General features: G+C 62.1%; 12 protein-coding genes. 6 read left to right on the forward strand and 6 right to left on the reverse strand.

What is annotated here, in order from left to right; translation table 11 throughout:
• Position 1 precedes the first annotated feature (1 nt).
• From eutC to AC13CN_RS08810, 5 genes are all read left to right on the forward strand, one after another.
• The gene (gene eutC / locus AC13CN_RS08790) at positions 2 to 844 is read left to right on the forward strand and encodes an ethanolamine ammonia-lyase subunit EutC (RefSeq protein ID WP_089675161.1); all 843 of its coding nucleotides are present in this window, start codon (positions 2 to 4) and stop codon (positions 842 to 844) included.
• A gap of 131 nt (positions 845 to 975) precedes the next feature.
• Positions 976 to 2,409 (forward strand): ethanolamine permease, encoded by a 1,434-nt coding sequence (gene eat, locus AC13CN_RS08795; RefSeq protein WP_044630510.1) that lies wholly within the window; start codon positions 976 to 978, stop codon positions 2,407 to 2,409.
• 96 nt (positions 2,410 to 2,505) lie between these two features.
• On the forward strand, positions 2,506 to 3,015 hold the full coding sequence (locus tag AC13CN_RS08800) for a CIA30 family protein (protein WP_062373239.1): 510 nt from the start codon (positions 2,506 to 2,508) through the stop codon (positions 3,013 to 3,015).
• 82 nt (positions 3,016 to 3,097) lie between these two features.
• Positions 3,098 to 4,864 carry a bifunctional isocitrate dehydrogenase kinase/phosphatase gene (aceK, locus tag AC13CN_RS08805; protein ID WP_253556982.1) on the forward strand — a complete coding sequence of 589 codons (1,767 nt, stop codon included), beginning with the start codon at positions 3,098 to 3,100 and terminating at the stop codon, positions 4,862 to 4,864.
• Positions 4,865 to 4,896: 32 nt separating this feature from the next.
• The gene (locus tag AC13CN_RS08810) at positions 4,897 to 5,610 is read left to right on the forward strand and encodes an SIR2 family NAD-dependent protein deacylase (protein ID WP_054640787.1); all 714 of its coding nucleotides are present in this window, start codon (positions 4,897 to 4,899) and stop codon (positions 5,608 to 5,610) included.
• A 41-nt stretch (positions 5,611 to 5,651) separates the two neighbouring features.
• Here the strand turns inward: AC13CN_RS08810 and bioA are convergent, their stop codons facing one another.
• The 6 genes from bioA to bioB are packed head-to-tail and all read right to left on the reverse strand — an operon-like array spanning position 5,652 to position 11,378.
• A complete protein-coding gene (gene bioA, locus AC13CN_RS08815; protein WP_172515386.1) occupies positions 5,652 to 6,929 on the reverse strand; it encodes an adenosylmethionine--8-amino-7-oxononanoate transaminase in 1,278 nt (425 codons plus the stop codon).
• The gene (gene bioD, locus AC13CN_RS08820) at positions 6,926 to 7,648 is read right to left on the reverse strand and encodes a dethiobiotin synthase (protein WP_253556981.1); all 723 of its coding nucleotides are present in this window, start codon (positions 7,646 to 7,648) and stop codon (positions 6,926 to 6,928) included. The genes bioA and bioD overlap by 4 nt, the downstream gene beginning before the upstream one ends.
• Positions 7,645 to 8,430 (reverse strand): methyltransferase domain-containing protein, encoded by a 786-nt coding sequence (locus AC13CN_RS08825; RefSeq protein ID WP_230834482.1) that lies wholly within the window; start codon positions 8,428 to 8,430, stop codon positions 7,645 to 7,647. Before AC13CN_RS08825 ends, bioD begins: the two co-directional genes overlap by 4 nt.
• Positions 8,427 to 9,149 carry an alpha/beta fold hydrolase gene (locus AC13CN_RS08830; protein WP_172515389.1) on the reverse strand — a complete coding sequence of 241 codons (723 nt, stop codon included), beginning with the start codon at positions 9,147 to 9,149 and terminating at the stop codon, positions 8,427 to 8,429. Before AC13CN_RS08830 ends, AC13CN_RS08825 begins: the two co-directional genes overlap by 4 nt.
• Positions 9,146 to 10,291: an 8-amino-7-oxononanoate synthase gene (gene bioF / locus AC13CN_RS08835; RefSeq protein ID WP_253556980.1), complete on the reverse strand. Its 1,146-nt coding sequence runs from the start codon at positions 10,289 to 10,291 to the stop codon at positions 9,146 to 9,148. The genes AC13CN_RS08830 and bioF overlap by 4 nt, the downstream gene beginning before the upstream one ends.
• Positions 10,278 to 11,378 (reverse strand): biotin synthase BioB, encoded by a 1,101-nt coding sequence (gene bioB, locus AC13CN_RS08840; protein WP_058579649.1) that lies wholly within the window; start codon positions 11,376 to 11,378, stop codon positions 10,278 to 10,280. The genes bioF and bioB overlap by 14 nt, the downstream gene beginning before the upstream one ends.
• A gap of 169 nt (positions 11,379 to 11,547) precedes the next feature.
• Between bioB and AC13CN_RS08845 the strand changes: the two genes are divergently transcribed.
• The gene (locus AC13CN_RS08845; protein ID WP_081136616.1) at positions 11,548 to 11,853 is read left to right on the forward strand and encodes a nucleotidyltransferase family protein; all 306 of its coding nucleotides are present in this window, start codon (positions 11,548 to 11,550) and stop codon (positions 11,851 to 11,853) included.
• Positions 11,854 to 12,142 lie beyond the last annotated feature (289 nt).

Here is a 12,142-nt window from a genome sequence, read left to right on the forward strand (position 1 = left end):
GATGCCTAAGCAACCCACGCAGGAAACCACTGCGCCGATCGTCATTGAGAACCCCTGGGAGCGCCTGCGCGCCTTTACCGACGCGCGCATTGGTCTGGGGCGCGCGGGGGTGAGCCTGCCCACCAAACAGCTGCTCGCGTTTCAGCTCGCCCATGCCCAGGCCCAAGATGCGGTTCACTGCCCGCTGGAGTGTGAGGTGCTCGCCGATGAGCTGACCCAGGCGCTTGGCTTGAGCACCGCACCGCTTGCGGTACACAGCCGTGCAGAGGACCGTGCGATGTACCTGCAGCGGCCCGACTACGGCAGACGCCTCAACGAGGCATCCCGGCAGACGCTGCAGCAGGCGGCAGAGAGCGGCCAACGGTTCGATCTGGCGGTGGTGATCGTCGATGGCCTCTCGGCGCTGGCGGTGCAGCAAAACAGCGTCCCGTTTCTTACCGCGTTGTATGACGCATTCGGGCGCGACAAGAACGAATGGCAGCTCGCACCGCTGACCCTTGTTGAGCAAGGGCGCGTGGCAATTGGCGACGAAGTGGGCGCGCTACTCAACGCGGATGCGGTGCTGGTCATGGTTGGCGAGCGCCCTGGCCTTAGCTCACCAGATAGTTTGGGGCTGTACATGACCTGGGCCCCCGAAGTGGGTTTAAAAGATGACCGACGTAACTGTATCTCCAACGTACGCCCGGCTGGGCTTGCGTATGAAGAGGCGGCCCGGCGCTTGCTGCTGCTGTTAACCGAGGCGCGGGAGCGCAAGCTCTCCGGCGTGAAGCTAAAAGACCGCAGCGAAGACAACGTCTTGGAGGGCGGCAGCGGTTCAACTCGTAATTTCCTTGTGGCTGATTGACGGTAACAGCCGCAAAAACGCGGACGACATTTTCAATAACACCGCTGACGGCTCTCCCAATAACAAGACGGAACCAGGATCACAGCACGCCGCTGACACCCATTGCGTTCCACACTGAAAAGGGCAAAACGATGACACAACCAACGGTTGATCAGGCGTATCTGGCCAAGCGCCAGCTGCGTAAAGGTACGGCAGGCTGGATGCTGCTCGCGGGCCTTGGGGTTTCCTACGTGATTTCCGGTGACTTTGCGGGCTGGAACTTTGGCATTGCCGAAGCGGGCTGGGGCGGCTTTGCGATTGCCGCTTGTTTGATGGCGCTAATGTACCTAGCGCTAGTGCTGGCGCTGGCAGAAATGTCCGCCGCTATTCCCGCGGCAGGGGGCGGCTACAGCTTTGCCCGCCAAGCCATGGGGCCTGCGGGCGGCTATTTGACTGGGCTTGCGGTATTGATTGAGTACGCGCTTGCCCCGGCGGCCATCGTGATTTTTATTGGCTCGGCGGTGGAAGCATTATTAGGCGTTAACGGGCCGCTGGTGTATCTGCTGTTTTATGCGGTGTTTATTGGCATTCACCTGGCGGGTGTGGGGGAAGCGCTAAAAGTGATGATGGTGATTAGCGGTTTGGCGGTCTTTGCCATTTTGGCCACCGCCGTGGCGCTGATCGGCGATTTCGATTCGGCCAACCTGTTTGATATTGCACCCACCGATGCGGCGGGGGCGAGCACCTTCATGCCATTCGGCTGGTACGGTATTTGGGCGGCGCTGCCTTTTGGCATGTGGCTGTTCCTGGCGGTAGAGGGTGTGCCGCTGGCGGCCGAAGAGGCGAAAGATCCCGCCCGGGATATGCCCAAAGGCATCATTGGTGCGATGCTGTTCTTGCTCTTCACCGCCCTGCTCGTAGTCGTGCTGCTGGCCGGTGCGGCGGGCGCTGAGATGATTGGCCAAAGCGGCGTGCCGCTGGTAGATGCGCTGAATGCGGCGGGTAATCCCACGCTGGCGACCCTGGTCAACGTGCTGGGCTTAGCGGGTTTGATCGCGTCGTTCTTCTCGATTATTTATGGCTATAGCCGCCTGGTATTCGCGCTCTCTCGGGCGGGTTATTTACCCAAACCGCTATCGCTCACCAGCGAGCGCAAAGTGCCTTACTTAGCGCTGATTGTGCCCGGTATTTTGGGCTTTCTTGCATCGCTGAGCGGGGAAGGCGATCTGATGTTAGGCATGGCCGTTGTGGGGGCGACTATCTCTTATGCGCTGATGGCGCTTAGCCATATTCTGCTGCGCGTGAAACAGCCCGACCTGCCGCGCCCCTATAAAACGCCGGGAGGCGTGGTGACCTCAGGCATCGCGTTGGTGCTCTCGCTCGTCGCGTTGACCGGTGTCTACGCGTTTGACCCTCGCGCGTTCAACTACACCATCGTGCTGTTCATTGCTGGAGCGGCTTACTACTTCCTCTACAGCAAAAATCATTTAGTCGCGAAAACCGCAGAAGAGGAGTTCGCGCTGGTCACCGCAGCACCTGAGGATCTCGACCCTGTCGCACCGAAGGCCGCTTCCGCGAAATTGTAATCACCACAGCAGATCGCCTAGTCTGAACCACGGCAGTGCGCCTCTGGGCTTTCGCTCAGAGGCGTTGTTATTGGCAGGCAAGGAGGAGCTTGAAGGATGTTGAACTTTACCGAATCGAACATGGCCGAGTCAGAACAGCGGCGCTGGTACGCCGTGGACGATGGCGTGATGGGCGGCGTGTCCCAAAGCGGCTTTCGCGTGGACGCTGGCGCTGGCTGCTTTGGTGGGGAGGTATCGCTGGAAAACGGCGGCGGTTTTGCCTCAGTGCGCCGTGAACCCAACGGCTTTGAACCGACCCTGGCTCATGGCCAAGGAATTGTGCTTCGTGTGCGTGGCGATGGTCGCACCTATCAGCTAAGGCTCAAAAGCAGCGCGCTGGACGAAGCAAGCGCTTACCGCGTGGCCTTCACGCCTAAAGCTCACCAGTGGGAAACGCATCAATTCACCTGGGCGCAGTTTAAGGCGGTGCGACGGGGCACGCTGCTTTTCAGCGCGCCGCCTCTCGACCCACATACTATTCACCAGCTCGGTTTCTTGATTGCCGACCGCACTGCCGGGCCGTTTCGCCTGGAGGTCGCCTCCATTGCGTCGCACTCACAGGGCTGACACTGACAGGACTAAGGTCGTCTCGTATGTAGTGTGCCGTTCACGGAATCTGGGAAGCCCTCTTTCGACGTGAGCCAGCGTGATGAAACACTCTCCCGCGTATCGCCTAGCGGCCACTGTGCTGCACGGTTTCGATGAGTACCGTGCGCGTTTCAAGCAGATCACCTCAGATGCCAGCCGCCGTTTTCGCGATGCCGCCTGGCGTGAAGCGCAGCAGGCCTCCGCCGCGCGGATCAACCTGTACGGTGAAAAAGTCGAGGAGACGCTCGACCGATTACAGCGCACCTTTGCCCAGGAGGTGCTGGCCCACTGTGAGACATGGCGGGAAGCACGAGGGCACTACGCTCAGTTGATTAGCCAGCGGCTGGATTATGAGCTGGCGGAAACCTTCTTTAATTCGCTGTTCTGCTCGGTGTTTCAGCATCGCCATATCCGCAACGACTGGATGTTTGTGTACAGCTCCCGGGAGGATGCCGCGCACCGTTCGGGCATTGAGCTGTGCCGCAGGCATTACGTCAACGGCGACTGGGCGGGGGCGCTCGCTTGGGCGCTGAGCGAAGCCCCGTTCGAGTCCCCCTTTGCCGACGTCGAGCGCGACAGCCAGCTCGGCGCTGGATTGCTGGAAGCTCAGCTCCCTGTTGCGATTTGGCAGGCAGACGATGCCCAGGTGGAGCTACTCAACAGCGTGTTTTACCGCAACAAAGGGGCGTATCTGGTGGGGCGCATTCTAGGTGGCGGCGAGCAGGTCCCCTTGGTGCTGCCGATTCTACATGGGGAAGGGTATGGCGAGCAGCAGGGCGGCGACCCCTGCCTGCATTTGGATACGGTCCTCACCGAAACCGATGAAGTGTCGATCATCTTCTCGTTCACCCGCGCCTATTTCCAGGTAGAGGTGCCGGTGCCGGGGGAGTTCGTCGGTTACCTAAAACAGCTTATGCCCCACAAGCCCGAGGGCGAGCTGTACGCCGCCATTGGCTTTTTCAAACACGGCAAAACCGAATTTTTCCGCGCGCTGAACCAGCAGGTGGCTAAACGCGAAGAGCGGTTCATGATCGCGCCGGGGGTGCGGGGCATGGTGATGGCGGTATTCGTGCTGCCGAGCTTTCGCACCGTGTTCAAGATCATCAAGGATAAATTCGACCCCGCCAAAGAGGTCACCCACGCCATCGTGCGGGAGAAGTACCGGCTGGTAAAACGCCACGACCGGGTAGGGCGCATGGCCGACACCCAGGAGTTCTCCAACTTTATCGTCCGCCAGGACCACTTCGAGCCGGAGTGTTTGGCCCATTTGCTGGAGGTTGCACCCTCCACGGTGTCGCTGAAAGAGGATAAAGTGATCATTAAGCACTGCTATACCGAGCGAATGATGACGCCGCTGAATATTTACCTGGAGCAGTGCAGCGCCGATGAGCGAGTGATGGTGCTAAAAGATTACGGCAACGCCATCAAACAGATGGCAGCAGCGAATATTTTTCCTGGCGATATGCTGCTGAAGAATTTTGGCGTCACGCGCCACGGGCGGGTGATTTTCTACGACTACGACGAGGTGAGCTATCTCACCGAGTGCCGCTTCCGCCATATTCCCAAATCCCAGGGGGTCGACAGTTACATGAATGGCGGGGCCAGCCTTTCCATTGGCCCCAACGATATCTTCCCCGAAGAGTTTGGTCCGTTTATGTTTGCCAACCCGGAACTGCGCGCACTATTTATGGAGCAGCATCCGGAGCTGTTCGACCCGGACTACTGGCTGGCGCTACAGCGGGCGATTCTGGAGGGGCGGGTGATCGACGTTTACCCGTATCGCAACAAGCAGCGATTCGCAGGCACCGTGGGGCAACTGGTACATTAGGCGTTTACTGGACGACGTAAGCCGAGGATAGCATGACTTCAGCCCCGCACTTGGTGGTATTTACCGGCTCGGGAATCAGCGCGGAGAGCGGCATTCAAACCTTCCGCGCCAGCGATGGCCTCTGGGAGGATCACCCGGTGGAGGAGGTCGCCACGCCGCAAGGGTGGCGGCAAGACCCAGAGCGGGTGCTGGCGTTCTATAACCAGCGCCGTGATCAGATCCGCCGCGCGAAGCCCAACGCCGCCCATAAAGCGCTGGCGGCGCTGGAGCAGGATGGCTTCCGAGTCAGCGTGGTGACGCAGAATATCGATGACCTGCACGAGCGTGCCGGTTCGCGCCACGTGCTGCACCTGCACGGCGAGATTCTCAAGGCACGCTCATCCGTCGATGCCCGGCTGCGCTACCCGCTGCCCAAAGGTGGAATCCGCCTGGGGGAGGTGTGCGACAAAGGCAGCCAGCTGCGCCCGGACGTGGTGTGGTTCGGGGAAGCCGTGCCGCTCTTCGAAGAGGCCTGCGAGCTGGTCAGCCAGGCCGATTTCCTGCTGGTGGTGGGCACCTCGCTGGCGGTGATGCCCGCCGCGTCGCTGCTGACCTACATCGACTACGATACCCCCTGTGCACTGATAGACCCCGATGCCGATGCGCTCAGCCCGCCTGGCGTGCTGGCGATCAACACCACGGCGGGGGAAGGCGTGCCAGCGCTGGTTCACCAGTGGCGCAAGCAGGGCAACTTGCTCTTGCCTTGAGTCAACGACGGGGCGGAGTGAGCGAACCGATGGATGGCAGGTTACCGGCGCGCTTCGAGAAACCACGCTTTCATGACTCCGGTAATCTGGGTGATCTCGGCGTCCGTCGCAATATAGGCGGGCATGGTGTAGAGCCAGCGGCCAATGGGGCGCAGCCACACGCCCCGTGCTCTGGCAAACGCGGCCACGCCCGCCAGCGCCTCGCTGCCATGGGTCTCGATCACCGCTGTCGCGCCCAGCACCCGGACATCTGCCACTGCCGGGTGCGCGCGCAGCGCCGCGTCCTCCAGCAGCTCGCGCTGTAGCACTTGGCTGAGCGCGGCGATTTTCTCCAGGTAATGCTCCTCTTCGAACACCCGCAGGCTCTCCAGCGCCACGCGGCAGGCCAGGGGGTTGCCCATAAAGGTGGGGCCGTGCATGAAAGCGTGGTGCTGACTGTCGCCAATGAACGCCTCGTGCACCCGGTCGGTGGCCAGCGTGGCCGCATGGCCCAGATACCCGCCGGTCAGCCCCTTGGAGAGCACCATGATATCCGGCGTGACGCCCGCGTGGTCGGCGGCAAACAGCCTGCCGGTGCGGCCAAAGCCGGTGGCTACTTCGTCGAAAATCAGCAGCACGCCAAACTCGTCGCACAGCGCCCGGGCGCCGCGCAGGTAGTGCGGCGAGGTCATGTTCAGCCCGCCCGCCGCTTGCAGCAGCGGCTCCATCAGTAGTGCGGCGATCTCCTGGTGGTGGCGCGACAGCACCTCACGTAGCGCAGCGAGGTCATGCTCTACCTGGGCTGGCGTGGCATCGAAGGGTGCCGTGGGGGCCGGGGCGAAGTGGTGCTGAGGCAGCAGGCTGGCGAACAGGCCGTGCATGCCCTCTTCGGGGTCGCATACCGCCATGCAGCCGGTGGTGTCGCCATGGTACGCCTTCATCAGCGAGAGCATCTTGCGCTTGCCGGGGTGGCCCGAGAGCACTTGGTACTGCAGCGCCATCTTCATGGCCACTTCCATGCCCACCGAGCCGCTATCGGAGTAGAACACATGATTCAGCCCCGGCGGGGTAATACGCACCAGCTCTTGCGCGAGCTGGTCGGCGGGGTCGTGAGTGAGGCCGCCCAGCATCACATGGCAAAGCTCCCCCGCCTGCTCGCGGATGGCGGCGACGAGGCGCGGATGGCCGTAGCCGTGAATCATGCACCACCAGGAGCAGGTGGCATCCAGCAGGCGCTCACCGCTTTCCAGCGTAAAGTAGCTGCCGCTGCCGCCGACCACTTTGGGCGCAGGCGTTTGGGTTTTGAGATGGGCGTAGGGGTGCCAAACGGGGGAGTTCATGGCGTCGCCTCCTGGGTGGCGAGGGGGAGCAGTGTATCAAGGGAGAGGTAGCGCTGCGCGGTGGCCGCATCCGCCGTGGCCAAATGAGGAATGATGCCCAAGCAAGGGGCGGGCAGAGCGCGTTTCAGCAGCGCCACATTGGCTGCAAAGCGCGGGCTGTCGTCGGCAAAGGCTGAGTCCACTACGCTGCCTACCCAGCCCGCCAGCGTTAAGCCATCGGCGGCGATGGCCTCGGCGGTGAGCCTTGCATGGTTCAGGCAACCCAGCTTCAGCCCAACCACCAGAATCACCGGCAGCCTGAGCGCGCGGGGCAGGTCGGCAAAGTCCTCCGCTTCGTTCAGCGGCACTCGCCAGGCGCCTGCGCCTTCGATTAGCGTCAGATCCCGTGGCGTGCCGGTTAACGTGTCGCTGAGCGCCTGAGTAACGCTTGCCACGTTAAGCACCGCACCTGCTTCCAGGGCGGCAAGATGCGGCGCAATGGCGGGGGCAAAGGCCCACGGATTGATCGTTGGGTAATCCACCGGCGGGAAGCTTTGCGCCTGTAGCGCCAGGGCATCGCGGTTGCGCAGGCCATTGGGCGTGGCCTCGCTACCAGAGGCAATAGGCTTCAACCCCAGCGTGGTGAGCTGGCGCTGGCGGGCGGCGCCCAGCAGCGCGCTGGTGGCCAGGGTTTTGCCCGCGTCGGTGTCGGTACCGGTGACAAAATAGGTGTTGTTCATCTCGCGCTTTCCAGTTGTAGCGTCAGGCAGTGGTAGCTCACCGGCAGCCCCTGCGGCGTGCGCAGCGATTCATAGCGAACCTGGGCGGTGGCAAGCGCTTGGCGGGTCAGCCGAGCGTTGGGTCTGGCTACTTGGGCGCCCACGCCCTTGATGGAGGCCATGACGGCATTCAGGTCGGGGTAGAAAAAGCGCCGCTGCTCGCGCACGTGGTGGGTAAGCCGCAAGCCACTTCGCGCAATCGCCCGCTGTACGGTGCTGGCGTCCGGCGTTTGCAGCAGGGCCTCGGGCCGCTGCCAGGCGGTGGCCACCTCATGAAGCGTGCCGGGCAGCAGGGTGGTGATGCGCGCCTGCCCGCTAGGGGCGAGCACCCGCGCCAACTCCTGCATCACCGCGCCGATATCCGGGCACCACTGAATCGCCAGGTTAGAGAACACGAGATCCACGCTTGCGTCGTCCAGCGGCAGCGCGGCGGCATCTCCCTGTTGCCAGCGTATGGCATCGCCATACTGTGCCTGGGCGTGGGCGAGCATACCCGGCGCCAGGTCGAGCCCGGTGGTGGTGGCGTTTGGGTAGTGGCTCGCCAGCCGCTGGGTCCAGTAGCCGGTGCCGCAGCCAAGGTCGAGCACCTGCTGGGCGCTCTGCGGCAGCGTTTGCCAGAGCGTTTCGCCAATGTCGCGCTGGGCGCTGGCGAGAGCATCGTAGCGTGGTGCCGCTCGGGAAAAGGCCCGAGCAACACGCTCCTGCCAGCGGAGCAGTGGCAGCGAGGTGACCGGTGTGTTCATCGCGGCTCCTGTAGCGCCCGCGTGGCCTGCTCGGCCAGCCGTGCCGCCAGCTGGGCGGGCTGGGAGAGCATGGGGCAGTGTCCTGCGGCTTCCAGTCGAAGCGCTTGCTGGCGCGTGCTGCTTGGTAGTAGCGGGTCGTGGGCGCCTGCCAATCGGCGGATAGGGCAGGGAGGGTTGGCAAGCAGTGCCCGGTTATCCAGCGTCTCTAGCCACATGAGCCCTTGCGCGAGCGTGTCGGTATCGGCGTGGGGAGTCTCACCTAACTGTGCTCGTAGCTGGCGGTGGGCCTCGCGGGCATTGGGTTCGCCCTGGGCCTGCCAGCGCAGAAAGTGCCGCCACGTGGCAACGGGATCGCGGCGGAAGGTGCACTGAAAGCTGGCAAGCTCGTCGCTCCTCACACCGCCATCACTCTCCGCGTCACTACAAAAACGGCTGCCTGCGCCCAGTAGCAACAGGGCCTTGGGCGGCGGCAGATGATTGAGCAGCGCCGTGGCCAGCAGCCCACCCAGCGACCAGCCCACCCAGACGGCATCGCTGGGTAGCTTAGATGCCATACGCTCGGCGAGCGCTTCAATGTGTGTGGGGGTGGGTAGCGCCGGAGCATCGCCGTAGCCGGGCCACTCCACTGCGCTGGGGTCGACCGTATTGGGCCAATGCTCCGAAAGCGTCTGCCATATACGGCGGTCGACGCCCCAGCCCGAGAGCAGGATGAGCTTCATCGCTGCTCCTCGTTCAGGCAGGCGGCGGCGACCTCCAAGAGCCTGTCGATATCGCTCTGGGTATGGCGGGCGCTCAGGGTGATGCGCAGCCGCGCCTCGCCGTTAGGCACCGTGGGTGGTCGAATCGCCCCTACCTGGATAGCGTGCTCATCGAACGTGGCCGCCCAGGCTAGGGTGCGCTGCTCGCTGCCCAGCAGCAGCGGCTGGATGGGCGTGTGGGAGTGGCCGAGTGGCAGCCCTAAGGCGGCCGCCTGCTGGCGGAAGTAGTCAATATGGCGAGTGAGCCGTTGGCGGTGCTCTGGTTCCCGCTGGACGATGGTGAGCGCTTCCAGAGTAGCGGCGGCAATGCCGGGCGGTTGGGCGGTGGTGTACACATAGCTGCGGGAAAACTGAATCAAGTGCTCGATCAGTGCCGCATCCCCCGCCACGAAAGCGCCCGCGGTGCCCAGCGCTTTGCCCAGGGTGCCGACCAGGATTGGCACCTGCTGGCTATTGAAGCCTGCCACGCAGCCTGCGCCGTTTTCGCCGAGCACGCCAAGCCCGTGGGCATCGTCGATCATCAGCCAGGCGCCGTGTTGCTGGCTGATGTGGGCAAGTTCTCCGACGTCAGCGATATCGCCATCCATACTGAATACGCCGTCGCTCACCACTAGCTTGTGAGTGGCCGTGCTGCGCGCAAGCAAACGCTGTAAGTCGTGGCCATCGCGGTGGTGGTAACGCCGGGAGCGGGCGCCGCTCAGCGCGCCACCATCAAGCAGCGAGGCATGGTTAAATCGGTCCTGAAATATCGCGGTGTTCGAATCCGCTAGCGCCTGCAGTACGCCCAGGTTTGCCATATAGCCCGTGGAGAAAAGTAGCGCTCTTTCGCGTCCGGTCCATTCGGCCAGCGCCTCTTCCAGGGCATCGTGAATGCCCAGGTGCCCGCTGACCAAGTGCGACGCGCCGGCCCCAGCGCCAAAGCGTTTCGCGCCTTCGGCCTGGGCCGCCTGTACGCGTGGGTCTTGAGCAAGGCCTAGATAGTCGTTGCCTGCAAAGTCGAGTGCCCCATGGGCAGAGACGCGGCGGCTGCGCCAGCGCTGCTGGCGCTCGCGCTCATCGCGGGCTACCGCTAAGCGCTGGTGCCACACCTCAGACACTGGCATCCACCGCCAGCGCCGCAGCGCGCTCTGCCTGGGCGTTACGCTGCGCCTGTTGGGCCAGCCTTTCGGCGCGCTGTGTATCGTCTTCGCAGGTGTCGCGGCGCTCGGGGTGCAGGCCCAGCTTGGCAAACAGCGCACGGTCGCGCTCTGCCTGGGGGTTGCCGGTGGTCAGCAGCTTGTCGCCGTAGAAAATGGAGTTGGCACCGGCTAGGAAGGCGAGCGCTTGGGTGGATTCGCTCATCTGCTCGCGGCCTGCGGAGAGGCGCACGTGGCTCTGGGGCATCATGATGCGCGCCACGGCAATGGCGCGGATGAACTCCAGTGGGTCTAAATCATCGACGTTCTCCAGCGGCGTCCCCGGCACTTTGACTAGCATGTTGATAGGCACCGATTCAGGATGCGGAGAGAGCTTAGCCAACTGCTGCAGCAGCGCGCTGCGATCCTGTGCGCCTTCGCCCATGCCCAAAATACCGCCAGAGCACACTTTCATACCGGCATCGCGAACGGTGGCCAGGGTTTCTAAGCGGTCGCTGTAGGTGCGGGTGGTGATGATTTCGCCGTAGTAATCGGGGGAGGTGTCGAGGTTGTGGTTGTAGTAGTCCAGCCCGGCCGCCGCCAGCCGGGTGGCCTGCTCGCCGTCGACCATACCCAGCGTCATACAGGTCTCAAGCCCCAGCGCTTTCACCTGGCGCACCATCTCTTCCACCACCACTAAATCTTTATCCCGCGGGCTGCGCCACGCGGCCCCCATGCAGAAGCGGCTGGCACCGGCCTCTTTGGCCGCTTGGGCCTGGGCCACTACCTTCTCGATTTCTAGTAGCTTCTCTTTTTCCAACTGGGTGTTGTAATGGCCCGATTGCGGGCAGTACTTGCAGTCTTCCGGGCAGGCCCCGGTTTTAATCGACAGTAGAGTAGAGACCTGCACCGCGTTGGCATCGAAATGCGCCCGATGCACCTGCTGGGCTTGAAACAGCAGGTCGTTAAAGGGCAGCGCAAAAAGCGCGTTGATCTCGTCAAGCGTCCAGTCGTGGCGCGGCGCGGCATCTGCCGCGTAAGAAGCAGTTGAAGTAGTGGTCGAGGTAGCGGTCACGGGTAAACCTATATTCTTTTGAAAGTTGACAGGACTCTAGCGGGGCTGTGCTGAGGGTGTCAACTTTTTGAAGAATGTTGGTTTACCATGAGTGGGGAAAAGAAAGGCTAAAATATGCTAGCCTTTTGAAAGTAATAAATGGCTAGTGCGTAGGCTAAGGAGGTCAACGGTGCGCTTAAATGATGTTCAGCGTCAGGCCATCGTCAGCGCCGTGAAGTCGTGTTTTGGGCCGCAAGCGAACGTAAAGCTGTTTGGCTCCCGCACGGATGATCAAGCCAAAGGTGGCGATATTGATCTTCTGATCACAACGGATATCCACGATGTCAATGACATAGTACGGGCTGAAATGCGCTGCCAAGTAAAGCTTCAGCAGCTACTCGGCGAGCAAAAAATCGATATGCTGATTGATTATCCCAGCCGCCAGAATTATCCGGCCATTTTTAGCATTGCTGAGCGGGCAGGACTTCCATTATGACTCAGGATATTGCACTACTACGTTTGCAAGAAGCATGGCGTGAGTGCCAACGGCATATGCATTTTATCAATCAGCGCGAAAAACCGCTTACTTTTAGTGAGCGGATGGATAGCGCGGCATCCGCAGGATGCCCTTGCTGATGATTTGCACAGTGCTATACTACTCACGTCGACACGACCTACCGAGGGGCACTCGGAAAGTTACGTCTGTGGAGACGATGTGAGACCTGGGGGATATGAGTTGGTTCGCCACCGTAAAAATCCCCACTGTGGGACTTTTACGGCGATAA

This window comes from Vreelandella sp. L-25 (assembly GCF_056857535.1).

Excerpts from the sequence above, each read along its gene's own strand:
- aceK (WP_253556982.1), top strand. The coding sequence starts at position 3,098 with ATGAAACACTCTCCCGCGTATCGCCTAGCGGCCACTGTGCTGCACGGT.
- AC13CN_RS08825 (WP_230834482.1), bottom strand. The coding sequence starts at position 8,430 with ATGAACACACCGGTCACCTCGCTGCCACTGCTCCGCTGGCAGGAGCGT.
- bioD (WP_253556981.1), bottom strand. The coding sequence starts at position 7,648 with ATGAACAACACCTATTTTGTCACCGGTACCGACACCGACGCGGGCAAA.
- bioF (WP_253556980.1), bottom strand. The coding sequence starts at position 10,291 with ATGCCAGTGTCTGAGGTGTGGCACCAGCGCTTAGCGGTAGCCCGCGAT.
- AC13CN_RS08810 (WP_054640787.1), top strand. The coding sequence starts at position 4,897 with ATGACTTCAGCCCCGCACTTGGTGGTATTTACCGGCTCGGGAATCAGC.
- bioA (WP_172515386.1), bottom strand. The coding sequence starts at position 6,929 with ATGAACTCCCCCGTTTGGCACCCCTACGCCCATCTCAAAACCCAAACG.
- AC13CN_RS08830 (WP_172515389.1), bottom strand. The coding sequence starts at position 9,149 with ATGAAGCTCATCCTGCTCTCGGGCTGGGGCGTCGACCGCCGTATATGG.
- eutC (WP_089675161.1), top strand. The coding sequence starts at position 2 with ATGCCTAAGCAACCCACGCAGGAAACCACTGCGCCGATCGTCATTGAG.
- AC13CN_RS08800 (WP_062373239.1), top strand. The coding sequence starts at position 2,506 with ATGTTGAACTTTACCGAATCGAACATGGCCGAGTCAGAACAGCGGCGC.
- eat (WP_044630510.1), top strand. The coding sequence starts at position 976 with ATGACACAACCAACGGTTGATCAGGCGTATCTGGCCAAGCGCCAGCTG.